This window comes from Rugosimonospora acidiphila (assembly GCF_039543385.1).
Taxonomy (GTDB): domain Bacteria; phylum Actinomycetota; class Actinomycetes; order Mycobacteriales; family Micromonosporaceae; genus Rugosimonospora; species Rugosimonospora acidiphila.
Window position 1 is genome coordinate 1 of sequence record NZ_BAABJQ010000039.1, and the last position, 25,016, is coordinate 25,016.

17 protein-coding genes are annotated in these 25,016 nt (G+C 69.6%); 10 read left to right on the forward strand and 7 right to left on the reverse strand.

The annotated features are described in order from the left end of the window. The first annotated feature begins 142 nt into the window (after positions 1-142). From ABEA87_RS37885 to ABEA87_RS37895, 3 genes are all read left to right on the forward strand, one after another. Positions 143-274 carry a hypothetical protein gene (locus ABEA87_RS37885; protein WP_345638097.1) on the forward strand — a complete coding sequence of 44 codons (132 nt, stop codon included), beginning with the start codon at positions 143-145 and terminating at the stop codon, positions 272-274. A gap of 22 nt (positions 275-296) precedes the next feature. Further along, entirely contained in the window at positions 297-2,009 is a 1,713-nt protein-coding gene (locus tag ABEA87_RS37890; RefSeq protein WP_345638098.1) for a glycoside hydrolase family protein, read from the forward strand. A 96-nt stretch (positions 2,010-2,105) separates the two neighbouring features. Continuing rightward, positions 2,106-3,137 (forward strand): LacI family DNA-binding transcriptional regulator, encoded by a 1,032-nt coding sequence (locus ABEA87_RS37895; RefSeq protein ID WP_345638099.1) that lies wholly within the window; start codon positions 2,106-2,108, stop codon positions 3,135-3,137. 287 nt (positions 3,138-3,424) lie between these two features. On the opposite strand, the gene ABEA87_RS37900 is transcribed toward ABEA87_RS37895, so the two are convergent. After that, on the reverse strand, positions 3,425-4,054 hold the full coding sequence (locus ABEA87_RS37900; RefSeq protein ID WP_345638101.1) for a LysE family translocator: 630 nt from the start codon (positions 4,052-4,054) through the stop codon (positions 3,425-3,427). 334 nt (positions 4,055-4,388) lie between these two features. Here ABEA87_RS37900 and ABEA87_RS37905 point away from each other — a divergent pair, with 334 nt between their 5' ends. Next, entirely contained in the window at positions 4,389-5,657 is a 1,269-nt protein-coding gene (locus ABEA87_RS37905) for a cytochrome P450 family protein (RefSeq protein WP_345638102.1), read from the forward strand. 354 nt (positions 5,658-6,011) lie between these two features. Here the strand turns inward: ABEA87_RS37905 and ABEA87_RS37910 are convergent, their stop codons facing one another. Both ABEA87_RS37910 and ABEA87_RS37915 read right to left on the reverse strand, forming a co-directional pair. Further along, positions 6,012-8,885, reverse strand: coding sequence for an AfsR/SARP family transcriptional regulator (locus ABEA87_RS37910; protein WP_345638103.1), 2,874 nt, complete (start codon positions 8,883-8,885; stop codon positions 6,012-6,014). Positions 8,886-9,303: 418 nt separating this feature from the next. Then, the gene (locus ABEA87_RS37915) at positions 9,304-10,917 is read right to left on the reverse strand and encodes an amidase (protein ID WP_345638105.1); all 1,614 of its coding nucleotides are present in this window, start codon (positions 10,915-10,917) and stop codon (positions 9,304-9,306) included. A gap of 530 nt (positions 10,918-11,447) precedes the next feature. Here ABEA87_RS37915 and ABEA87_RS37920 point away from each other — a divergent pair. Then, complete coding sequence (locus ABEA87_RS37920) at positions 11,448-14,390, forward strand: AfsR/SARP family transcriptional regulator (protein WP_345638107.1); 2,943 nt, start codon at positions 11,448-11,450, stop codon at positions 14,388-14,390. On the opposite strand, the gene ABEA87_RS37925 is transcribed toward ABEA87_RS37920, so the two are convergent. Beyond that, positions 14,374-14,727 (reverse strand): hypothetical protein, encoded by a 354-nt coding sequence (locus ABEA87_RS37925; protein WP_345638109.1) that lies wholly within the window; start codon positions 14,725-14,727, stop codon positions 14,374-14,376. The genes ABEA87_RS37920 and ABEA87_RS37925 overlap by 17 nt on opposite strands. 246 nt (positions 14,728-14,973) lie before the next feature. On the opposite strand from ABEA87_RS37925, the gene ABEA87_RS37930 reads away from it, so the two are divergent. After that, positions 14,974-15,609 carry a sigma-70 family RNA polymerase sigma factor gene (locus ABEA87_RS37930; protein WP_345638111.1) on the forward strand — a complete coding sequence of 212 codons (636 nt, stop codon included), beginning with the start codon at positions 14,974-14,976 and terminating at the stop codon, positions 15,607-15,609. 115 nt (positions 15,610-15,724) lie between these two features. Beyond that, positions 15,725-16,615: an AfsR/SARP family transcriptional regulator gene (locus tag ABEA87_RS37935; protein ID WP_345638114.1), complete on the forward strand. Its 891-nt coding sequence runs from the start codon at positions 15,725-15,727 to the stop codon at positions 16,613-16,615. 214 nt (positions 16,616-16,829) lie between these two features. Here the strand turns inward: ABEA87_RS37935 and ABEA87_RS37940 are convergent, their stop codons facing one another. Next, the gene (locus tag ABEA87_RS37940) at positions 16,830-17,936 is read right to left on the reverse strand and encodes a phosphotransferase family protein (RefSeq protein WP_345638116.1); all 1,107 of its coding nucleotides are present in this window, start codon (positions 17,934-17,936) and stop codon (positions 16,830-16,832) included. Positions 17,937-17,949: 13 nt separating this feature from the next. Next, complete coding sequence (locus ABEA87_RS37945) at positions 17,950-18,999, reverse strand: DUF7064 domain-containing protein (protein WP_345638118.1); 1,050 nt, start codon at positions 18,997-18,999, stop codon at positions 17,950-17,952. A gap of 142 nt (positions 19,000-19,141) precedes the next feature. On the opposite strand from ABEA87_RS37945, the gene ABEA87_RS37950 reads away from it, so the two are divergent. After that, on the forward strand, positions 19,142-19,342 hold the full coding sequence (locus ABEA87_RS37950; RefSeq protein ID WP_345638119.1) for a zf-HC2 domain-containing protein: 201 nt from the start codon (positions 19,142-19,144) through the stop codon (positions 19,340-19,342). A 19-nt stretch (positions 19,343-19,361) separates the two neighbouring features. Here ABEA87_RS37950 and ABEA87_RS37955 read toward each other — a convergent pair whose 3' ends face one another. Beyond that, entirely contained in the window at positions 19,362-22,136 is a 2,775-nt protein-coding gene (locus ABEA87_RS37955; protein ID WP_345638121.1) for a right-handed parallel beta-helix repeat-containing protein, read from the reverse strand. A 504-nt stretch (positions 22,137-22,640) separates the two neighbouring features. On the opposite strand from ABEA87_RS37955, the gene ABEA87_RS37960 reads away from it, so the two are divergent. Together ABEA87_RS37960 and ABEA87_RS37965 are read left to right on the forward strand one after the other, a co-directional pair. Then, the gene (locus tag ABEA87_RS37960) at positions 22,641-24,035 is read left to right on the forward strand and encodes an EsaB/YukD family protein (protein WP_345638123.1); all 1,395 of its coding nucleotides are present in this window, start codon (positions 22,641-22,643) and stop codon (positions 24,033-24,035) included. Between the two features lie 232 nt (positions 24,036-24,267). Beyond that, positions 24,268-25,011: a hypothetical protein gene (locus tag ABEA87_RS37965; RefSeq protein ID WP_345638125.1), complete on the forward strand. Its 744-nt coding sequence runs from the start codon at positions 24,268-24,270 to the stop codon at positions 25,009-25,011. Positions 25,012-25,016 lie beyond the last annotated feature (5 nt).

The following is a 25,016-nucleotide window of genomic DNA, read 5'->3' on the forward strand; positions in this document are numbered from 1 at the left end:
GTACGACGACAGTAAGTTCCAGAGCTGACCCGGCGCCGGTCCGGGGCCCGGTGGCCCCGGACCGGCGCGACCACAACCGCCCGGCCAGCCAGGCCGGGCTCGAATCAGCCGGCCCGGCCAGGCGCAAGGACGAGGGACGAGCGTGTCGGATCGCGGACCTGGTGGGACGAGTGACCCGGCCAATACCCCCACCTACGACCGGCTCTACCGTGCCTACCGGGACCTGTACGAGGCGACCGCGCCGATCGTGCACCGGCTCTCCGGCGAGCACTGACCCCCCCGTCAGGAGGACCGCCATGCCCGTCCCCGTTTCCCGTACCCGCCCCGCGCCCCGCGTCCGGATGCGGTTGGCCGCCGCCCTGGTGGCCGTGGTGACCGCGGTATCCGGCGCACCGGCCGCCGCCGGTGCGCATCCGGCCCCCGCCCCCGCCGGCGACGTCACGGTCACCGACTTCAGCACCACCTCGCACGTGGTGGCCGCCGGTACCTTCACCAACATCTACGACCCGAGCGTCGGCGAGACCTCGCCGTGGTACATCAACGATCACACGATCATCCGTGGCCCGGACGGCACCTGGCACCTGTTCGGCATCACCCACCAGGAGCCGGCCAACCCGGACAACGAGGTGAACTTCGCGCACGCGACCGCGCCGTCCCTGCACGGCCCGTGGACCAAGCAGCCCTTCGCGCTGGCCGTCGACCCCAGCTACGGCGAGAGCCACCTGTGGGCGCCGCACGTGATCGCGAGCGGTGGGCTCTACTACATGTTCTACGCGGGCGGCGGACCCGACCACGCCCAGTCCGAGATCAGCCTGGCCATCTCGCCCGACCTGTGGCACTGGACCCGGTACAACGGCGACCCGCTGTTGCGCGACGGGTTCGACGCCCGCGACCCGTACATCACCCGGATCGGCAAGCAGTGGGTCATGTACTACGACGCGACCAGCCAACCGGCCGGCGGCAACCACGTGGTCGCCTACCGCACCAGTACCGACCTGCTGCACTGGAGCGCCAGCAAGTTCGCCTTCACCGACCCGAGCACCGGCACCAGTGGCGGTCCGACCGAGTCCCCGTTCGTGGTCCACTACCGCAACTACTACTACCTGTTCATCGGCCCGCGCGGCGGGTACGTCGGCACTGACGTGTTCCGCAGCCGTGACCCGCTGCATTTCGACGCCAGCGAGCTGGTCGGGCACATCGCCTCGCACGCGCTGGAGGTCGTCCAGGACACCGACGGCTCGTGGTGGGTCACCTCGGCCGGCTGGGGGCAGGGCGGCGTATGGCTCGCCCCGCTGGACTGGTCCCGCCCGGTGGTCACCGCCGGGTACCGGATCTCCACCCCGAGCTACCGGGCGACGGTGCAGACCTCACCCAGCGCCGCGCTGACCTCGATGCAGGTGCCGATCGGCGGCTCCTGGCGGGAACTGCTCGACGCGCAGTTCCGTGGAACGCTGCCGTACGCGGGAATCGGTGGGTTCGGCGCCACCGACCCACCGGGCGCGGCCGCGACGGTGAGCACGTCCGCGGACCGGCGCACTATCACGCTATCCGGCATCCCGGTCGGCTCGCAGCCGGTGACCGTCGACTGGCGCCTACAGGCCGCGACCGGCTGGCTGGATCAATCATTCACCTGGCACGTCACCGGTGCGGTGCACGCACCGGCGTGGGAGGTCGGCTGGTCGCTGGACACCACCCTGCCCCAGGTCGGTGACAACCTCACCGCGGCCCGCTCCGGCGACGCGGCCGGCTTCCCCGAATGGACACTGGCCAGCGACAGTACGGTCAGCCTCGTCGCCGCGTACCGGCAGGGTTCGGCGTGGGCGACGACGAACCGGTGGTACGACCCGGCCGACGGGGCGATCTCCTGGCAACCGTTGTGGGCCAACGGCGGCACAGCGTGGCCCCCCGGCGACTATCCTGGCGGCACCTGGCGGCTGGGGGTCAGCCCACATCCGGCCGATACCGCTTTCGCGGACGCGCTCTACGGTGGTCTGAACGCGATCGGGTAGTAGCGCTCCCATACCCTGGTCCCGATCGAGAGATGACGGCGGTACGGCGTGGGCGATCGAGCCCCTGGTGGCGGAACATTCCGGAAAGCGGGCTTCATGGGCACAGTGACCATCACTGACGTCGCACGGACAGCGGATGTGTCCGCGGCAACCGTTTCCCGGGTGCTCAACAATCCCGACGGAGTGTCACCGGAGCTGCGCCAGAGGGTGATCGAGGCCATCGACGCCCTCGGCTACCGGCCGAACAGTTCGGCCAGGAGCCTGCGCACCCGGGCCACCAGGGTGCTCGGCGTCATCGTCTCCGACGTCACCAACCCGTTCTTCACCTCCATGGTGCGCGGGGTCGAGGACGTGGCGCAGAAGTCCGGATACTCCGTCATGCTGGCCAACACCGACGAGGATCTCGCGAAGGAGCAGCGCTACCTGCAGGTGTTCGCAGCCGAGCAGATCGCCGGGGTCGTGCTGTCCCCGGCCTCGGCCACCGACACCCACATCGACGTGCTGTCCAGTCGCGGGATCCCCGCGGTCACCTTCGACCGCCGGCTGCGCACCGCCGACGTGGACCGGGTGACCATCAACAACCGGCGCGCGGCCGAGCAGGCGACCGAGCACCTGATCGAGCAGGGATGCCGGCGCATCGCCTTCATCTCGGGCCCACCGGGGATCTCCACCTCCAGCGAGCGGCTCGCCGGCTACCACGCGGGCCTGCGCCGCGCCGGGTTGCCGGTCGAGCCGGGCCTGGTGTCCGACGGTGGATTCCGGGTGGTCAGTGGCCACGAGGCGGCTCTGCGGCTGCTCGCGCAGGATCCGCGTCCGGACGGCATGCTGGTGGCCAACAACCTGATGACGGTCGGTGCCGTCGACGCGTTGGACGACCTGGCGCTGCGGGTCCCGGCCGACCTCGCGTTGGTCGGTTTCGACGATCTGAGCTGGGCGCTGAATGCGCGGTCCCGGATCACCACGGTCGACCAGCCGACGTACGAGATCGGCGTGCGGGCCGCGGAGTTGCTGCTGGGCCGGGTGCAGGGGGAGCGCTCGCCGACTCGCCGGATCACCCTGCCGGCGACGTTGACGGTGCGAGACAGTTCCCGGCGCCTGCCGGTATCCGGTGGCCAGCCGGTGAGTTGATGCCGTTGCGGCAGGGCAGGATCTGCGGGGCCGCGCCAGGCCTGTCCAACGTTGGGATCGGTGATCGGGGCGGGAAGCGGGTACACGGCTGCCCTGCCCACGATGGGGTTGGCGTGCCGCAGCAACCCGACGATGGTGGGGCGGGTGCCCAGGCGGCGTGGAGGCGGGCCCAAGCCCTGGGCCGCTACCGGCGCCCGACCGCCGCCCACCACTGGCCGGGGATGCCCCGTCCCGTGTGGACCGTCACCTAGGTCGCTCAGCGGATTGCCAGTCGCAGGGATGCGCTTTCAGCGCTCGACAGCGAGGCGCACACCCAAGCCGATGAACACGCCGCCGGTCGCCACGTCGAGCCGGCGGCGCGCGGCGCGGCGTCGGCCAAGCCAGCCTCCGATCCGTCCCGCGAGGACGCCCACGGTGCCGTCCACCAGGAACTCGAGCGCAATGAAGACCGCGCCGAGGATCAGGAACTGCAGCCAGACCCGGCCCAGCCGGGGCTCGACGAACTGTGGCAGGAACGCGATCGTGAACGTGACCATCTTCGGGTTCACCAGGTTCGTCAGCAGCCCGCGAAGATACGCACGCCGACCAGAGACCCCGCTTCCACCCGCCTGCTCGACCCGCTCCTTGCCGCGGTGGCGGATGGCCTGGACGCCGAGATACACGAGGTAGCCAGCGCCCGCCAGGCGCAGCGCGGTGAACGCGGTCGGCGCGGCGGCGAAGAACGCGGACAGTCCCGCGGCCGCGAGCGTGATGTGAACGATCTCGCTGGTCGCGACCCCAGCGGTGGCGAGCAGCCCGGCACGCGCGCCGCCGCGCATCCCGCAGCCGAGGATGAACAGCATGTCGGGTCCCGGGCTGATCATCGCGACGAAGGTGGTGATGAGGAAGAGGGCGAAGAGGTGCTGCTCGACGGGCATGGGCTGATGCTCGTGCGGGCAAAGCAGCCACGCAAGCGATATTCGTGGACCGAGACATGACCGCCCGCCGCCCGAAGTCCTCCCAGCCTGCGCGTCCGGCGTCGCTCAGCAGTATCTTCCCGCCGCTTCCTCAGTCGTTGCCACGGCGCGGGGTGTAGCTGCCGCGCCGGGGTGGGGTGGTGCAGCGGTCGATCGACCGCATCTTGGAGGCGGCGTTGGAGGCCGATCAGAAGAGAATGTGAAGGATGACAGGCGTCATTACGTAATCAATATCATGACGACGAATCGGTTTGTGACGGGTGGCATGCCTACTCGTCAACCCCGCGAGGTACCTGTGACCGACCTGCCCACCCTGAATACCGCGGACGCCGACTACACCCGCGACCCATACACCCCGCTCGCGGCGCTGCGCGAACAGGAGTCGCTGTCCCGGACAGTCGTCGACGGCCTGCCGCTCTGGCTGGTCACCCGCTACGACGATGCCGTTCGGGTGCTGTCGGACCCGCGGATCAGCAACGACGGCTCGCGGCACGGCGGTCCCGGAGCGCGTGGTGTCGCCTGGACCGGCACAAGGGGAGGTCTCCATGCCCACCTGCTGCGCGTCGATGCGCCGGACCACACGCGGCTGCGGCGCTTGGTCTCGAAGGCATTCACACCACGGCGCGTGGCAGCTCTCGAGCCGCGGATCCGCACGATCGCCACGGAGTTGATCGCCGCACTGCCGACCGAAAGCGAGCATGTCGACTTGCTCGCGGCCTACGCGAGTCCACTGCCGATCGCGGTGATCGCTGAGCTGTTCGGGGTGCAGGCGGCGGACCTGGGGGAGTTCCGCTACTGGACCGACGCTTATGTCGGGGTCTCGGCGAGCGATGGCGGCCTGCAAGCTGAGGCGGTGCGGCGACTCGGGATCTTGTTGGTCGATCTGATCCATCGACGCCGCGAGGAACTCGGCGACAGGGGGCTTGACGTTGAGCACGAGGGGACGCTGCTCGATGGCATGATCAAGGCTCGCGACCACGACGACCGCCTCGACGAGCCGGAACTGCTCGCGATGGCCTTCCTGCTTCTCGCTGCGGGCTACGAGACCACGGTCAACCTCATCGCCAACGGGCTGCTGGTGCTGATGTCCGAACCGGCCCGACTGGCGCAACTCGTCGCCGAACCCGGCCTCCTGCCGGCGGCGATCGAGGAGTTCCTCCGCTTCGAATCCCCGGTGAAGACCGCGGCGCCGCGCTACGCTACCGAAGACCTCTACCTGAGCGACACGCTGATCAGCGCAGGCGACGCTGTACTGGTCCATCACAGCGCCGTCAACCGCGATCCGGCAAGGGCCGCCGACGCCGATGTCTATGACCTGCGACGCAGCGCCACGCGGGCAGGTGGATCGCACCTCGCATTCGGTCACGGGCCGCACTACTGCCTCGGGGCATCGCTGGCCCGGCTGGAGGCTCGGGTGGCCTTCGAGGAACTGCTCGTGGCCTATCCCGGGACGGAGCTGGCGGTGCCGGTCGACGCGATCGAGTGGCGGCACAGCCGGCAGATCCGGGGCGTTCGGGCTCTGCCGGTGCGGCTCGGACACGTACCGGCATCCGGCCATCGCTAACGAGTTTCCGGGGCGCGAAGGCGATCGCCTCGCCGAGCCGGCTCAGGAGGAGCCTCGCTCCTTTTGAGCCGGCGGACTCAGAAGAACGCCCGAAGGATCTGGAGATCCCTGTCGCAGGCTACCCGCCGGAGATGTCGGGACGGACCGTCCTCAGCCATGGTGCGGCGCCTCGCCCGGAAGGCCTGCGGCTGTCGTCAGCTGGCGGGGCAGGGTGGGCAGGAACGGGGGAGCCGTACGCGCGTGTGTCGCCTGTTCAATCCTTGTCGGCGCGGTCGTTCACTATCGCGCCGACAGGCGGCTAATCGGGGCCGGTGCTGCCGCTACGATCCAGCAGGTTCGACCGACGCGGTCCCGCTACGATCTGGCAAGCCGTGCGCGCACCGATTCGGCGTCAGCGTGCCCCAACTCCTCGTACATGGTCAGAGCTCGCTGCCAGGCATCGCGTGCGGCGTTCTCCTCCCGTGCGTCATGCAGCGTATCGCCCAGGGCCGCGACCGTCGTCGCCTGATTGATGAGGTCGCCGAGTTGACCGAATGAGGCGGCAGCCTCCTGGTAGCAGGCGATCGCCTGCTGATGCTGACCCGATCCGCGGTAGGCGTAACCGAGGCTGTCCAGGCACGCCGCCCCGCCATGCTCGTCGCCCAGTTCGCGGAACAGTCGCAGCGCCTGCCGGCACAGCTTCAACGCCTCCGGGTACCGTGCCAGTCGGGCGTAGGCGAAGCCGGACTCGTTCAACGTCTTGGCCTGGCCGACGACGTTGCCTGCCGCCGCGTAGAGGTCATGTGCCCGCCGCACGTGTCGCAGGATCTCCTCCCACTCGCCGAGGCAGAAGTGGAGATAGCCGATGCCGCGGTGGACGTGCGCCTGCCCTGCTGGATCGCCCAACTGCGCGTAGAGCCCGAGGGCCTCGGTGAACTGTTGTCTCGCCTCGTCCATCTGGCCCGCCCGGGTCAATGCGTGTCCCAGATCCCGGTGAGCATCCGCCTCGAGGCGGGGATCGGCCCTGCGCTGCGCGGCGGCCAACGCGCTACGCCTGGTCGCGACCTGCTCGTCCCCGCGCCCCTGGCGGATCTGAAAGGTGTCCAGAGTCCAGGCGAGCTGGTAGACGTGCGTGTCGAGGCCAGCCGACTCGGCACGATCCACCATGGACAGCAGCACCGAATACTCCGTGGTGAACCAGGCCAACGCCTGTTCGCTGTCCTTGACCAGTTCCGTCACCACGCCCGACGCCGGATCGGTCAGCGCGATCGGCTCCCTGGTCGGTGACAGCAGCAATGCGGCCCGGAACGCGGTGTGCAGATAGTGATCGAGCAAGCGCAGCACGGCCCCGTGCCGGACATGATCCGGGTCGGTGGCGAGCAGTTCGGCCGCGTAGCTGTGGAGCAGGTCGTGCATCCCGTACCGCCCAGCCGTCCGCTCGTCGACCAGGTGAGCGCGGGTGAGTTCGTTGAGCACGGCACGCACCTGCCGTACCGGGAGGCCGAGCAGGCTGGCTGCGGCACCGGCTGAGATGTCGGTACCGGGATGGGCACCGAGGAACCGTCCCAGCATCGCCGCCACGGGGCTCAGCGATCGGTAGGACCAGGAGATGACGGAGCGGGCGTCGATCGCCGGGTCCAGACCGCCAAACGCGTCCAAGCCGCCGTGCGTGTCGACCAGTTCGGCGGCGATGGCCTGGAGCGGCAGGCTGACCTGCGCCACCGCGCGGGCGGCGACGATGGCCAGCGCCAGGGGTAGCCCCGCGCACTGGTCGATGATCTCCCTGGCCGCCGGGTCCTCCCTGGCGGTCCGGTCCGCGCCGATACGACGGGCCAGGAAATCACGTGCCTCCGCCGCGGTCAGCACGCCAAGGGTCAGCAGATTCGCGCCCTCGGCGGCGACCAGGCCGACCAGTTGGTTGCGACTGGTGATGATCACCAGGCAACCCGCGGAGCCTGGCAACAGCGGGCGCACCTGCGCCAGGTCACGCGCGTTGTCCAGCACGATCAGCACCCTGCGCCCGGCGACCCGGGTGCGAAACAGCGCCGAGCGCGCATCGAGGCCCGCGGGGATATCGCGGCCGCCGACTCCCATCGCGGTGAGCATGTCGTACAGCGCGTCGTCGGGCGACACGGGTTGGCCGATCGGGTCGAACCCGCGCAGATTCAGGTATAGCTGACCGTCGGAGTAAAGGTACGCCACCTGGTGCGCCCAGTGCACCGCGAAGGCTGTCTTGCCGACGCCCGCCATCCCGGCGATAACGGTAATCGCGACCGCCTCTGGTGCCTCTGTCCGCTCCGGATGCGATGCCAGTGCTTGCGTCAACTCGGCCCGACGGCCGATGAACGTGGGCAAATCGGCCGGCAACTGGGCCGGCCGCAGCGGCGACGCCGGCGGCGCCATCCCCAACGGCGTCAGGTCGTCAACAAGCTCCGCCAACCCATCCAACTCAACATCCTGCCCGGCAAAGGGCCGCAGATCCGCCGGTAGATGAGCCGGCCACGATGCGGCCGCACCGACCACCGAAGCGAGCTGATGCGATGTCGGTGGCGTCTCGGCCAGCACCGCCTGGTGGGCTTGCTGCAGCAATGGCCCCGGCTCGATGCCGAGCTCCCGGATCAGCAGGTCACGGAGCCTACGAAACCGCTGCAACGCCTCCGCTCGCCGGCCCGCCGCGGCGAGGACCCGCAATGCCCGCGCCTGCAGCCCCTCGTCCAGCGCGTACCAGCCGGTCGCTCCATCCAGCGCCTCGATCAGCGGGTGCACCCGCCCCATCGCCAGAGCCAGGTCAGCCGCCTCGCACAGCACCGTCACATGCTCGTGAGCGAGCGCCGCGAAGATCGGATGTTGGCGCACCTCCGGTGCCAGGTCCGACACGACCGGCCCGGACCACAGAGCGGCCGCCCGTGCGTACACCGCCCCGGCCGCCTCGTTGCTGCCCTGGGTCGCCAACTGCCGCGCCCGCGCGACGAGCGTACGCCACCGCCGGAGGTCCACGTTGTCGTCGCCGGCGACCAAGTGGTAACCGCCGGCGACCCGGCGGATGACCCCGGCCGGGTCGCGAGCCGAGCGCTCCGGCTCCAGTACCCGACGAAGCCGGCTGATGTACTGCTGCAGCGTGGCCACTGCCGCAGACGGCGGGGTGGCACCCCACAACACATCCGCGAGTGTCGACGAACTCACCGGTCCATCGCCGGCCGCTGCCATCACCGCCAGCACCGCACGCTGCTGCGGTGGCCCAAGCTCCACGTGGGCACCGTCCCGGCCACCCCGCACGGGCCCCAGCAACTTCAACCACATATTCAGCGAGCGCTCCCATCCGACGCCCGACATCGCGGCCGGATCGAGCTTCCGACGGCCCCGGCGGAACTACTTCCGCAGATCGTAGCGGCTACTTGGGCTCGCTGAATCTCAGCTTTTCGATCGAATTTATCTAGTCGTCACCGTGCGGTAACACTCGACGGGACGACGCTGCCCTCTCAGGCGTGGCGCTGCCTGTCGATCCCTGGGGTCGAGGGGCGGAGGACGTGGCGTCCACGAGGTCTCCGGCACCCAGGATCAGCTTGGTCGCTGGGCCATCTGCCGGAGACCTCGTCATTCACGGATCACCGATACCCGGGCAGGCCCCTCACGCCCGGGTACGACAGGCCGCAGGATCTGCGACAGGCTAGGGCAGGGTGGGCAGGAAGGTAGGCGCCCGGCGAACGTGGCTCGCCTGCTCGAACGCGTACCCGAGGCTGATCAGCGTCGACTCGCTGAACCGGCCGCCGATGAAGGACATGCCGATCGGCAGGACGCCGTGCGAGTCGTAGCCGGCCGGTACGGTCAGGTCCGGGTAACCGGCTACCGCGGCCGGCTCGGAGGCGCCGGTGAGGTCGGTGAGGTCATCGCCGTTCTGCACGCTGGTCACCCAGGCTGGTTTGTTGGTGGGCGCCAGGATCGCGTCCAGGCGATTGGTCGCAAACGTCGAGTCGAACGCGTTGCGGACCGTCGTCGTCGCCCACGCCCGCAGTTGCTGGTACGCCGGATCGGACTCGTCCCCGCTGGTCGCCTGCGCCTGCTCGAAGGTCTCCTGAGCGAAGTAGGGCATCTCGACATCAGCGTGCGCCTGATTGAACGCGATCAACCCGGCCAGATCGGCGGGATGGTTGCCGGGGGTTTCGGCGAGGTAGGCGTTGATGTCGTGCTTGAACTCCACCAGCGCCGCCGGGAAGTAGCTGTCCAACACGTCCTGGACGCCGGGCAGGTCGACGTTGTCGATGACCGTGGCGCCCAGCCGCCTCAGGGTGGCTATCGTGGCCGCCAGTACGACGTCGGCGTCCGGGTTGTCGCCGCCCCCGCGCCACACGCCGATTCGCTTGCCGCGCAGCGCGCCCGGGCGCAGCGCCGCGAGGTAGTCGCGGTTCGCGAACGGCGCCGCCGCCGCGGTCATCGGGTCGCGCGGGTCGACGCCCTGGATCACGCTCAGCACCGCTGCCGCATCGGTCACGTTGCGGGTGATGGGCCCGGCGGTGTCCTGCTGCGCGCTGATGGGCACCACGCCGCCGCGGCTGACCAGACCGAGCGAGGGCCTGATGCCGACGTCGTCGGTCGTGCCCGCGGGGCAGACGACCGAGCCGGCCGTGTCGGTGCCGATGGTGACGGTGGCCAGGTCGGCGGCCGTCGCCACGGCCGATCCGCTGCTGGAGCCGCACGCGTTGCGGTCGAGCACGTAGGGGTTGTTGGTCTGTCCGCCGCGCGCGCTCCAGCCGCTGGACGAGTGCGTCGAGCGGAAGTTGGCCCACTCCGACAGGTTGGCCTTGCCGAGGATGATCGCGCCGGCAGCGCGCAGCCGCTGCACGAGGAAGGCGTCACGGGCCGGCTTGTCGCCCAGCAACGCGAAGGAGCCGGCCGTGGTGTGCTCGCGGTCGGCGGTGTCGATGTTGTCCTTCAACAGGACCGGGATGCCCTCCAGGGGACCGCGGCCGCCGTGGCGCTGCCGCTGCTGGTCCGAGGCCAGGGCATCCTTCAGCGCGTCCGGGTTGGTCTCGACGACTGCGTGCAGGCTGGGGTTGAGGGTACGGATCCGGTTGAGGTAGAAGGTGGTCAGCGCGGCCGAGCTGAGGCGGTGCGTGTCCATGGCGTGCTGTAGGTCCAGCACGGTGACGTTGTCAAGGTCGATGCCGTGCAGGACCGGGGGAGCCGTCGGTGGGTGGTTGGTGGTCGCCGCGTTCGCCTGGGCGGTACCGGCCAGGACCAGGGTAGCCACGAGCAGGACGGGCAGCCAGCGGGGGGTTCGCATCCGTTTCCCTCCGGGGAGACATAGGCAGTGTCGGTCTTCGATCTGACCTTCGGACCATCACGACGCGCCGGGACGGCGTTTGATTCAAGTCGGGATGAAGCAGCCCGGAATGCTCAAGGTGAGAGCCGCTGTGGTCGGACGACGCGTCCATCGTCGGAGGCGATGGAGATCGCTTGCGCCGCAGCCCCTTTTGCTCCTTCCAGACGGTGGCGATGGACCAACCGTGCGGGGGTTGATGAACGGGGATCGATCGACTAGATATGATCCATGGCCAGTCCCGCAGCGTCCGACGTAGATCGGATGATGGCGCTGCCGGTGGTCCGGCACGCGGTGGCCTTCGGGCCGGCAGCCGCCACGTTGACTGCGGGCCGCGGTGGGCGGCGGCTGGTCGGAGATCCGTTCCGACCTGGTCCGGGGGGCTCGTCCTCGTCGTGGTCGACACCCTTTTCGTGCTGCTCGCTCAAGCGGCGGCGTCGCGCCGCGGCGCGCAGGTATCCAGGTGACCGGCTGGTGTGCGAAAGGGATGGCGGGTGTCGAGGGATGCGCTCGATCAGTCGGCGCGGGATCGACGATTTCTAGGGGGAGTGGTGGTCTACGGTCATCCGGTCCGTAGGGAAGGACTGTGGCTGTCGGTGCTGGGGCCGCTGCGTGCGTGGCGCGACGCAGAAGAGATCAACCTTGGCGCCCCACAACAGCGGACACTGCTGGCCGTCCTGCTGGTCCGCTGCGGCGATCCGGTGATGATGCGGGAGATCATCGACGTACTCTGGCCGGAGAACCCACCGTCGACGGTCACCAATGTCGTGCAGCGCTACATCAGCCAACTGCGGCGCCTGCTGCCGCCCGACACTCTGATGCGCAGCGCGGGCGGCTACTTCCTCGATCTGGGGCCGGACAGCGTCGACCTGATGGAGTTCCGCGGCCGGGTAGCGGAGGCGGCCGCGATCGAGCACCGAGATCCGGCTCGAGCGACGGATGTTCTCGTTGACGCGCTGCGACTGTGGCGGGCGCCAGTGGCGGCCAATGTGGACTCCGCGATCAGGTTCGCACCGATGTTCGTCGAGCTCGACAACGAACTCGTCACCGTCGCTCTCCAGACGACGCGCCTGGCGCTCGGGCTGGGTCGGGCCGGACAACTGCTACCCGTCCTGCACGCGGCGGCCGCGGCAGCGCCGTTGAACGAGCGTCTGCAGGCCGCCATCATGCAGGTACTCGCGGCAACCGGCTGCGCCGCCGAGGCCCTGGCCCGGTTCGCCGCGTTCCGCAGCAGACTGTCAGACGAACTCGGCGTGGAGCCCGGACCACAGCTCATGGCCGTCCACCGGGCCATCCTCGACGGCGCACCGCTCGAGTCAGGGGCGGCAGCGGAGGCAGATCCACAGCCGGCGGCCCGGCCGGGCATCAGGCTCGCGCAGTTGCCGGCCGACCTGCCGACGTTCGCCGGACGCAGCGGGGCAATCGAACGCCTGTCCTCCTTTCTGCGCGGTCACGGCGACGGCTCCGCCTCGGCACGGATCGTCGCGGTCAGCGGTCTCGGCGGGATCGGGAAGACCACGCTGGCCGTGCACTGCGGGCACCTGCTCGACGCCGACTTTCCCGGCGGGCAGCTCTACGTGAACATGCGCGGCTTCGATCCGTCGGGCGCCTGCGTCAAGCCGCAAGACGCCCTCCGGTCGTTCCTGACGGCCCTCGGCGTGTCGGAGAGGGACCAGCCGCAGGACCTGGACGCGCAGGTCGCGCTCTACCGAAGCATGATCGCGGGCCGGCAGATCATTGTCGTCATCGACAACGTCCGCGACTCCCAGCACGCGCGGCCGCTGCTACCGGGCACGCCCGGCTGCGCCGCGATCGTGACCAGCCGGGATGCGTTGACCGGGCTGATCGTTGCGGAAGGGGCGCTGCCGGTCGTCTTGAACCTGTTGAGCCGGGCCGAGGCCGAGGTGATGCTCGAGCAACGCCTCGGCGCGAGGCGGGTAGCCACGGAGCCGGGCGCCGTCGACGAGATCATTGCCTACTGTGTCGGCGTCCCGCTGGCGCTGGCGATCTTCAGTGCCCGCGCCGCCACCCACCCACAGTTCGCGCTCGGCCAGCTGTCCGCCGAACTCGCCGAGGCCAGCCACCGGCTGGACTCTTTCGGCCGCACGGACGGCGACAACGATCTGCGGGCCGTCTTCTCCTGGTCGTACGATCTGCTGGGCGACTCGTCGGCCAGGCTGTTCCGGCTCCTCGCGATCCATCCCGGCCCCGCGTTCGGCGCGACAACCGCCGCCAGCCTGATGGCCGTCGACACCAGAACCGGCGCCGAACTGCTCGGTGAGCTCGGCCGGGCGAATCTGCTGATCGAGTACGAGCCGGGGCGGTTCCGGATGCACGACCTGGTGCGCGCCTACTCGGCCGAGCTGTTGGTCTCCGGCGAGCCGGAGGACGAGCGGCGGACAGCCACCCGTCGGCTGCTCGACCACTACCTGCACGGCAGCCTGGCCGCCACGGCGCATCTGGACTCGCACCGGAGGCTGGACAGCGCGGCGCTCGAACCGCCGGTGGCGGGGGTGACCGTGGAGCGTTTCGCGGACTTCGAGACCGCCCTGAACTGGTTCGCCAAGGAGCGCCCAACGCTGCTCATGGTGCTGGACCAGGCCGTCGCGTTCCACGCTGACACACATGTGTGGTACCTGGCGTGGGCGATGGATAGTTTCGTGCGCAGGCACGACTTCTGGCGGGACTGGGAGGCGACCCAACTGTGCGCCCTCGCGGCCGCACAGCGGCTGGGCGACGTCTGGATGCAGGCATGGTCCTCACTCGTTCTCGGGCACATCTATTACGAGTCCGAATGGAACGTCTCGGGCGAGGGCGAGCACTACCTACTTGAGGCCGTTGCGCTCTTCGCCGCCGCGGGCGATCGGCTGCACCAGGCACACGCCCACCGGAACCTCGCGGCGCAGTTGGGCGACTTCGGCCGGCCGGCCGAAGAGCGTCGCCAGAACGAGGCGGCGCTGTCGCTCTACCTGGAGTTGGAGCGGGACAGTCCGGGCAGCGTTCCGCCGGACTATATTGCCTCCGTCCACGAAGCGCTGAAGATCTGGGAGCAGGGGCTGCCGTACGCCCTGAAAAGCGTGAAGTACCTTGATGGCGCCGGCAACCACCGTGAGGCCGGCGCCTGGAACATACTGGCGCATATTCACGTCGGGCTGCACAACTGGACCGAGTGCGTCGCGGCGGCCGAGCGCTCCTTCACCCTCTACCAGGCTATCGGCAACGAGTACCTGGCCGGCGTGGCGCTGCATCAGGTCGCGATAGTCCTGGTTCCGGCGGGCAGGCCCGTCGAGGCCCGCGCCATGCTTGAGCGCGCGGTGCAGATCTTCCGGCGCATCGGGCACCAGCGTGCCGAATCCGCGCAAGAGCTCCTCGACAGCACAGGCACTCAACAGACGACGGAGTCCGAGACCGACTCACCGGTCAGCGGCGTTCGTTGACCTCGCGCCCCGCTCTCGCGCCCGCCGGAGTGGTCGGCGCGTTGATCGGGGACCCGGGCTCCGGGATGACGGCGATGCGGACGACCGGATGACACCACCGTGGTGTCCAACCGGCCGTGGATACCGAGACCCAACATAGCTGCGCGCCGCCCCCGTCGCGGTCCAGGAGCTTGCGCACCAGGTACGGTCGCTGGTCATTGCCCATCACCAGTACCTCGGTGAGCGGCGCGGCGCTATCGTCGCCCGACCCGTCCAGGCCCTCGTTCGCCCCGGCGATGATCAGCGACTCGAGTTGCTGCTCAGCGATCTGCGCAGCCGTGCGCATCAGGTGACGCATCCTGCCTCCCTGCCCGGTCAAGCTCCGGCCGGTGTCGCCACCGGCTACCTACACGACGTATCCAGTGGCGCCTGCATTCATCGATCGACTGTCGATCTCCGCCAGCGCCGGCATCGATGACGTCGGGTGCGGGTCGTGCGGCCGGCGCACGCGGGCTGACCAGCGCGTCAATCTGACGACGACCTCTTGTCGACCTCGCGGGCCTTCACTGGCAGTGCCGAACAGCTGGTCTTGCGAGGAGCCGTGATGATCAGGTCAGATGACAATACCGTTACTGTGGATCGGGCCCGTTCGACGTCTGCCGAGCATCGGATGCGGCAGCTGTACGAGAACTCGGTCGCGGATCTGTTCCGGTACCTGGTGCGGGTGACGCTCGGGCGCCGACAGTTGGCCGAGGATCTGCTGCAGGAGACGTACCTGCGCGCCTGGCGCAAGCTTGACCAGTTGCCCACGGAGCCGGCGCAGGCGCTGCCGTGGCTGTTCACCGTGGCTCGCCGCGTGGCGATCGACGCCGCCCGGGCCCGTGAGGCGCGTCCGGCCGAGGTTGGCGCGTTCAACCTCGTCGCGGTGCCCAGCACGGACAACCACGCGGAGCGGGTGGTCGATGTGCAGACGGTGCGTGCCGCGCTGGCCAGGCTGACGCCGCAGCACCGGGAGGTGCTGTTCGAGGTCTACTTCCGCGACGCTTCCATCCAGGATGTCGCACGGCGGCTGGGAATTCCGCTGGGTACCGCGCAATCGCGGACGTTCTACGCGCTGCGCTCGCTGCGCGCCCTGCTTAGCGAGGGGCAGCGGGAAGGCGCCGAGCGGCAGGGCCGGGTCGCGCCGCCCGGCAAGCGGGAGCCGTCGGTGCGTGCGCGGCAGGCGGTCGGCGGCTGGTGACCTGCCCCGGTTGATGCCCTTTTGGGCGGCTGGGTGGCGGACTGAAGGAAAGCTGAACGACTCGTTCAGTACTTGATACATCTTCCTTACCAGCCAGATTCCCTACCCTTTTTTTATGCCTGAAATCCAATCATCGTCCTCCCTGGACTTCAGCTTGCTCGGCCCCGTCCGGGCTCGGCTCGGCGGCGTGGAACTCGACCTCGGAGCTCCGCAGCAGCGCACCGTCCTCGCCATGCTGCTGCTCCGCGAGGGAGCGGTGGCCACGCTCGGTGAGCTCATCGAGGGGCTGTGGGGCCCGGAACCGCCACGGTCGGCGATTGCCAGTATTCGCACGTACATGTCCCGACTGCGGAGCGTCCTCGATGACGCCGGAGCAGGCATGGACACTCGGGTGGACTCGGTGCGCGGCGGCTACGTCCTGCATACGCTCCACCACGCGGTGGATGTGTCGCGCTTCCAGCGGCACACGGCGCGCGGGGCCGAAGCGGCCCGGCGCGGCGACTGGCTGACCACCGTTGCCGAGCACGGCGCGGCGCTGAAGCTCTGGCACGGCCAGCCACTCGTCGGCGCGCTCGGGCCGTACGTCGAAGGCCAGCGCCTGCGCCTGCAGCAACTGGCCGCCGCCGCGCGAGTCGATCTGTTCCGGGCAATGGTCGGCCTGGGACGGTATGGCGAGGCCCTGCCCGAGTTGGCGGCCATGGCCGCCGCCCACCCGTTACGGGAGGACCTCCAGGGGCTGCTCATGACCGCGTTGTACGGCAGCGGTCGGGTCGCCGAGGCGCTGCAGCAGTACCAGCAGACCCGGCGCGCGCTGATCGACGATCTGGGCATCGAACCCGGTGTCCAGCTGCGCGAGGTACACCAGCGCATTCTGGCCGGGGACCTGACCCTGGCCGCCGCGGTCTCCGGGCCGCCGGCGCCAGCAGGGCGAACCGACCGGCGTCTACTCGCGCCGCATCGGGTCCGCACCAATGTCCGGCTCTCCCGACGCCGATCCCTCGCCTGACTGGTCCCGCTGGCCGATCGTCCCGCTAGCCCACCCGTCGCCCTCGGATCGAGGTCGCGAAACTGTGCTCCCCGGGGTACTACGCCTGCAGGCGCCGATGCGCCGTGCCACCACGCGAGCGGCGCCGTCGGCGCCGGAGACATCCCGATGTGGCCGGAAGGCTGTGCATGGCCGCATCCCGAGATGTCTCCGGCGCCGACGGGTACCGGATACGTCAGCGGTTACCGATGAAGGTCTGCACCGAACCGGCGGGTGGCTCGGCGCCGATGAGCTTGGCGAGCAGCTGACTGGCGGGGTTGTTGAATCGCATCACCGCGTCCGGGGGGAGCAGGCCCAGATCGATCATCAGATTGCCGGCGCGGTGCATCAGGATCGCCAGCCGTACCCCGGCCCAGACCTCGTAGTAGTCAAGGTGGTCGACGGTCCGGCCGGATGCCTTCTCGTAGATGGCCACGACCTGGTCCCTGGTGGGGAAGCCCGCCGGTGCAGGCAGGCCGATCCCCTCGGTGTGGTGGCGCACGAGGAACAGCCACCAGGCCAACTCGATGTCGGGGTGCCCGAGACCCACCATCTCCCAATCGAGGATGGCGTTCACCGCGAGGTCGTCGCCGAACATCATGTTCCCGATGCGCGCGTCGCCCCAGTTGAGTACGGGCTCGCGCCGGTCATCCGGCCGGTGCGCGTGAAGCCAGGCGAAACCCGCCTCGATGGTCGGGTTGACCTCGGCACCACGGGCCCAGTCGTACAACTCGCGCCACTTGCAGACCTCAGCGTCGAAGACGTCGGTACCCTCCGGCGGAGCCAGGAACCCGAGCCCGAGGCCTTTCCAGTCGACGTCGTGAATGGCGGCCAGCGCCTCGATCGACGCCGTACACAGACGCGACTGCTGCTCGGGCGAGAGCTCGAGCACCCAACCGCTGGCCGTGAACGGCGGGTCGTCGGCTGGGACGTTTCCGTGTGCCCGCTCCATCACGAGGAACGGCGCACCCAATGCTGCGGGGTCCTCCTCGACCCAGCGCACCGCGGGTACCGGCTGCCCGATGCCGGCCAGGGCCGTCATCACCACGGCCTCCTTGCCGAGGTCGGGATCCTTGAAGATCGCCGGGCCGTCGGGTGCGATCCGGGCGACGAGCTGCCTGCTCGTCAACGTCCCGTCGGTGGACCAGGAGGCGTTGAACAGCACAGTTGTGTTGGACATTCCACTCGCGCTGGGAATCTCGAAATCGTCGACGACGACGTCGGTCGCCTCGGGCAGCTGCGCGGCGAGCCAGCGCCGCAGGCTGTCTCGGAGCTCCTGCGGGTCCTTGTTGGTCAGTGCCATGAGAATCCTCCCGTCAATCCGTGGCCGTGTGGCGGCTGCGCGCCTTGACCGCGCGGTGGTAGCGGTCGAACCAGGTCTCCTGGTAGGTGGAGTGGGTCACCCGGCCCTGCTCGTCCTCCCAGCGGTAGACGCTGTCGTGGAAGGAAACATTGGGCCAGGCGGGAAGCGTCGCCGTCGCGATCGCCTCCCCGACGAACCGGTAGATCCGGCCATCCTCGTCCTCGGCCTCGATCTCCTGGCGCAGCGACGCGAAGGTGTGCGGCTGCCGCTGCAGGACGTTGCGTCGCACCCGGGTGATCTGCTTGTTCTCGCCATTGCTGTGCAGCCAGGCGAAGTGGTGGGTGGGTGCTCCGTCGGGAACTTCATAGACGCCCAACCACTCCGGGTTGGTGTCCGGTGCCTCGAAGCCGACCTGGTTGAAGATCAGGTCCGGGCCGAAGTACATCGGGGTCCACCCGACCGGGGGAACGGGCACCCCGCCCTGCGTCTCCTTGCGCACCTGGCGCCACGACCGATCCCGGATCGCGTAGCAGTCGATGTCGTAGTGCTCGCCGCGCAGCTCCAGCTGACCGGTGCAGTGCATGAACTGCTCGCTACCGCCAGGCACCCGGCCCGGAGCGTTGTGATAGTTCTCCTCGCCGGGCATCACGTGGCCGCGCGCCAGCAACGGTGTCACCGCGGTCTGGATGAGGTCGAGCTTCGTCTGTCCGTCGGTGCTGGCGTAGCTGATACGCACCTCCCGCCCCGGCTCCATGAACTCGATCCGCAGCCCGTTCGCGGTCGTGATGGTGTTTGCGTCGATGTCGGGCCACGGCATCGTGATCTCGTAGTTCAGGTGGTCGATGTCGAGGACGTTGATGTTGTCGGTCCCGCGGAAGATCGCCGCGCCCCCCTGACACAGCGGAAATGCTGGCTGGTAGCGGAGGTAGAGGAAAGCGCCGATCTGCGCGTGCGGGATCGAGAAGCTGAAGTAGTGGGTGTGGATGGTGTGCGGGTCCCAGTGCTCGCCGTCGGGCAGCGGGACGATCAGATCGGTCTCCGGGGGATGGGTGGCGTGTCCCAATGTGATGAACCCTTTCTCTCGGACGAGGCGTGCGGGTCGGGATGGGCGGAGCAGGGCCGCGCCGGTCACGGTCAACTGCGGTGTCAGCGCGCCCGACGCTGAATCAAACGGGGCTCGTGGCCGTTGTAGGGGTGTGGCTGAGATGCCTGATGAGCACCGGCGGCTCCGGTTGTCGCTCGGCGCGTACGTTCTCGGTGAGATGTCGGCTGCCGAGGCCGTGGCGCTCGAGCGGCACCTGGCCCGCTGTGTCGACTGCTCCGTCGAAGCGGATGGCCTGATCGAGGCGCTGTTCGCCCTCACCCTGCTACCTGAGCAGGAGGGTCGCAGACCCGCCGACGAGTAGGACATGTCGATGCCCCCGGTCACTCGGCCAGGTCGAGATCGGGTAGGTCGTCCCCCATGAGGGTGCTGAGCTGCTCAGCCGTCACCGACGCGGCACTGTCGACGAGGCGCCGGGCGTGGCGCTCGGTCATCTCCTGGAACACCTTGCGGGCGAACCGCCCGTTGCCGAAGCCTTCGCCGCGACCGGTCGCGTCGAAGAACGTCGCCAGTGCGGCCCGGGTCGGCGGGGGCAGCTCGTACTGGTGGGATGCCGCCTGGTGGGCGACGATGTCCACCAACTCCGCCGAGGTGTAGTCGTCGAACGTGAGCGTCCGGGTGAACCTGGACGCCAGGCCCGGGTTGGCGCCGACGAACCGTTCCATCTGGTCGGGATATCCGGCGACGATCACGACCACCTCGTCGCGGTGGTCTTCCATCAGCTTGACCAGCGTGGAGATCGCCTCCTGGCCGAAGTCGTTTCCGCGGCCGTCGGGAACCAGGGCGTACGCCTCGTCGATGAAGAGCACTCCGCCGAGGGCACGCCGGAACGCGGCCTGCGTCTTCGGTGCGGTGTGCCCGACGTACTCGCCCACCAGCATCGAGCGGTCGACCTCGACCAGGTGTCCGGTGTTGAGCATGCCCAGCGCGGCGAGGATCTGCCCGTAGAGGCGGGCGACGGTGGTCTTGCCGGTTCCAGGATTGCCGGCGAAGACGAGGTGGCGGGAGAGCGGAGGAGGCAGCAGGCCGGCTTCCTGCCGTTGCTTGACCATCTGCATCAGCTTGACCAGTGTGCCGACGTCCTGCTTGGCCCGGCGCAGGCCGACCAGCTCGTCGAGCTGGTGCAGCAGCTCGGCGAGGCCACGGTCATCGGCCGCGGCCTGTGCCGCGGGATCGCCTCCCGCGCCGATTCGCGCCATGCCGCTGGGCGGGCTCGCCCGGCCGGATCGCCCGACCGGCAGGTGGCTGACCCGCACGCCGCTGACCTCGCAGTCGACGATGACCGGTTCGGCCTCCGCCGCCAACTCCACGTCCTGTTCGACGTCGCGGATGTGGCAGCGGCGCAGGGTGGGTGCGGCCGACGGGCCGACGTAGACGGCCGGCGCGCCGGTACCCGTGATGCTGCAGTCTTCCAGCTTGGCCCGTACCCGCGGGGCGAGGTAAATGCCGTTGCCGTGGCAGTCCTTGACGGTGAGCGACCTGATCAGCGGGGTACCTCCGTCCCAGACCACGAGGCCGTTGCCGCCCGCGTCGGTGATCTCGCAGCCATCGATGCCGGCCTGGCTGTCCTGGTCCAGGAACACCCCGGTGGCGCCGCTGTTGCGGAAGCTCGAGTCGCGGACGATCGGGCTGGTGCCCGGCCCGGTCTCCAGGCCCGAGGTCGTGGTACCGGTGACCGTGCAGTTCACGAGCAGCGGGTGGTGAGGTGTGTCCTGGACGCGGATACCCACGTTCGCCTGTGTCACCGTGACCCCGAGCACGGTCGCGTCGCCGCTGTCCTCGATCTGCAGGCCGGTCATCCCGACGGCGTTCAGCGCGCCGCCGGCCAACCGCAGCATGCCGCGGTCGGTGCAGCGCACGCCGTGCTCCGGTGTCCCGGAGACCGTACAGTCGTGAAGATCCACCTTTGCCTGCCCGCCGATGTGCACGGCGCTGAACCCGGATTCACGGATGGTGCATCCGGTCAGGTTCACCGACGCCTCTTCACCGGCGAGAAGCCCGTTGGCCGCGGTTCGCGCGATGGTGGTGTCCGTTGCGGACAACCGAGCCGACTTCTGCACGACCAGTCCCGTGCTGGCGCTGCCGATGATTCCGCAGCCCGCCAGGCTCAGGGTGCTGGTACCGGTGGCGAATATGCCGGCCTTGCCGGCGTCGCGCACGTGCGAGCGGTCGATGCTCAGCTGTGCGGCGCCGGTGGCGAGGATCCCGCTGCCGACCGCGCGGGTGATCGTGGTGTCGACCACGGTGACGCCGCCCACCGCTCTGGGGTCGACACCACCGTCCACCGTGGAGGATCCATCGTCGATGCGGGCGCAGCAATCGGTCACCCGCACCGCGTCACCCCCGATGTCGCGCAGGCGACTGGAGTGGATCACGAGTGCGGCGTCGTCATCGACCAGTACGCCGCACTCGCCGGCCTCGGCGATCTCGCAGTCGACGACGCAGCTGGCGGCGCTGTCGCTCAGGTGCAGACCGGCTGCGGTCACCCGGGACACGGTCGTGGTCACCAGCCGGGCCTGGCTCGACTGGGCCATCGCGATGCCGCTGCCCTCGACGTCCTCGACCGCGCAGTTGGTCACCTGTATCCGGGAGTCCCCGTTGGCCCGCACCGCGGCATCGTCGCAGTGGTGGATGCGGCACCCGGTGATGTCCGCGACGGCCCACCCGGTCAGCGCCAATTCCCCGACCGAGATGTCGCAGTCCTGCAGGGCCAGGGCGCCGGCCGATACCAGGACCGGCGCCCGCATCGTCAGGCCGCGCACGCCGACGGTACCGGCACGCACGTGCAGTCCTGGACCCTCCGCAGAAGTCAACACGACGGTGCCGTCCGTCGCCTCGGCGGTGATCGTGACGTCCCGGTCGACCACCAAGGTTTCCTGGTAGACCCCCGGCGCGACGACCACCACTCCGCCGTCGGCCGCTGCCCGCAGCGCCGAACCTATGGTGCGGTGGTTCCCCCAGCCGCGGGCGGCCACGCGTAGTGGCGGACCGACCGACCTGACCGCCACGGTGACGAACTCGCCCGGGGCGCTCGCGGTCAGCGGCTTCCCGCCGGAGCGCCCGACAGACCCAGTGGCAGCAGTTGATCTGGCCGACATGCTAGGCGCCCGCGTTCGTGTCGGCCGCCGCTGCGCGGGTCCATCCCACTGCTCGATCGCCCCGTCGTCTCACGCTGCGCTCCTCGACGTTGTCTGCGCTGTCAGACCGTCATGACGGACCGGAACGGGGTTTCATTCAGATCCAGATGAAGGAACTGGGCGCCACGGCCGTAATGACCCGGTGAAGGCGACGGTCCCGCGACTTCGGGAGGCGAACGTGTCAGCCAGCTGGCGAACTGACGGCCGGCGCCCGGCTGGCGACCTGCCGAGCGCGGTGCCTTCGCGCGCGGCGCAGCATCCACCATTCACCGCCGGCTCAGCTTTTGCCGGCCCCGAGGAGCCTCAGGAGGCCACCGTGTCGGAATTGCCCGCGGGTCGGATCGCCGTCCCGCGCATCCGGAAAGACGTTGGGGGCATCGCGCTGGACATCGCGGCGCGGCCCGACCGAGACAACGCCCACGCGACCGCCTGCCGGTCCTGGCACTGAGCGGCGGGGAGCTACAGATGCTAGACGGGCGCAGTCGGGTCACGGTTGTCGGGGAGCGCCGCCGAGTGGACGTGGCGCTACCGAGCACGGCACCCATCGCCGAGTATTCAGCCAGCCTCGCCAACCTCTGTGGCCAGGGCGGTCGCGGCGTCACGCCGCCCGCCTGGTCACTCGCGGTCGCCGGAGACGGGCCGCTTTCGCTCACCACCTCGCTGGCCGACTCAGGCGTGGTCGACGGGCAGGTGCTGTACCTGCGTGACCTGACCCGCCACCCAGGCTCAGAAGCGATCGTGGCGGACATCGAAGAGCTCATCGCCGGTGCGGCCGATGACCAACGCAAAGCCGACTGGCCGCGATCGTTGGTGGTCATGACTCTGGGCCTGTTGTGGGTCGCCGGGGCCGCGCTGCTGGCGCTGCGGCATTCGTCCGGGCCCGTGGTCAGCGCGGTCGGACTGCTGGTCGCAGGCCTGCTGCTGCTGGGTACCGGCTGGGCGCTGGCGCAGCGCCGGGTCGTCGTGCCGGCCACGCTGTGCCTGCTGACGTCGCTGACCGCGGTGCCCTGCTTCGCTGTTGCCGGCGCGCTGCTGACGCGGGCGGTCGCGGGGGACGCCTTCTTCTGGGTGGGAGCGATCGCCGGTGCGGCCGCCGCAGTACTGATGATCATGGCTACGACGCCGGAGGCCGTCGTCGTTCTCCTCGGGGTACCGCTCGCCGTCGCCGTCCTCGTGGCACCACTGCTGCTCCTGGTCCACGCCACCAACGTCCAGGTCGCGGCCACCACGGTGGTGGCCATGCTGGCCGTGCTGGGGCTGTCGAAGACGTGCACGGCGTTTCTGACGTTGTGGTCAACCCGGCGAGCTGGTGATTCGGCCGGGTTGGCAGACGGTGCGACCGCACTGCTGATCCGGCACCGACGCCTGCTCGCAGTCCTGATGACGGTGCCTGCGTTGAGCATCGCGGTCGGCCTGCCGGTGCTCGCCGCGTCCGGCAACAGCTTCGCCCTCGCGATGGCGGCGGTCGCCAGCCTGGCCGTGCTCATCCGCGCCCAGCAGGTCGGGTTCGCCAGCGAATCGGTACCGCTGAACAGCGCTGGTCTGGTCGGACTCTTCGCGGTGGTGGCCGTGGCGGCCACGGACATCTGGCGCAGCGACGTGGCCACCACGATCGCGCTGCTCGTGGCCGGACTCGCGCTCATCGCCCGCTCGACGGTTTCGATGGTGCTGCGCGCCGGCGGTGACGAGGTGGCAGACCTGCCGGCGGGCTTCCCGGCCGGCACCGGCCGCCCCCGCGGCCGCCGGCGGTTCGTCGACGTCGTCGGTGTGCTCTGCACGCTGGCGACCATCTCGCTGGCGCTCGGCGTCTTCGGCGTGTACGGGGAGCTGGTCGACATGGGACGGGGAATCGTCGGCTGAACGGCGTGCCGTCGCGGCCGCAGATGCGCGCGACGACGGGCACGGGATCGACTCATTGACGACAAGGTGAATGTAGCGGCGCACGAAGCCGTAATGGAGCGTGTCGCCTGCGTTCGAGGGAGGTCAGTTCGTGCGGATGAAGACGCGGCTCATGCTCGTCGCCCCGCTGCGCGCGGGGCGTGAGCCGAGCGTTGTGGACGCTGGCAGCGGATGCGCGGTTGGGGAGTGAGCCGTGGCTACCGCCAGAACAACGACGGCAGGATCGGCTCGGGCCGAGCGGCGCGAGGCCGCGCGGGCCCTCGTCGAGCACAGCTGGGCCGAGGTGGACACCCCGCGACCGACGGCCCGGCCGCACCTGGTGCTGACGGTGGTCGCACTGGCCGCTGCCGCCGCGCTCGGAGGCGGGGCGGTGCTGCAACTGGTGCATCCGCTGCCACTGAGCGAGGCGAGTGCATCGACGGTACCGCCGCCGGTCACCGCGGCACCGTACACGGCGGTCAGCGGCTGGGACTGTGCCACCGCCAGCGACCACGGATTCGACGTGCAGGGACGCACCGCCGACTGGTACACGGTCGCCAGCGGTGGGTGGGATCGCGACGGTTGCCACGGGACGTTTGAGGCGATCCCGATGAGCGGGGACAAGAGCAAGGACGATCCGAACCAGCACGCGGTCTGGTGGTTCACCCCGACCGCCGCGATGACCCGATGCGCGATCTCGGTCTACGGGCCGGCAGCGCAGAACCCGCAGGACGCGGCGGCCGCACCCGCCCAGTTCTGGGTGCTCACCGGACGTACCGGTGCCCGCCTGGCCGGCTCCCTCATGGACCAGACGGCCAGCCGGGGTACCTGGGTCTCGTTGGGCACGTACCCGGTCAGCGCCGCTGGGATCGCGGTCGAGCTGGTGGACCGGGGAACTCCGGCGACGCCCGCATCCCGGCTTGCGGTAAGTCAGGTCCGGGTCCAATGCACGGCCTGAGCACT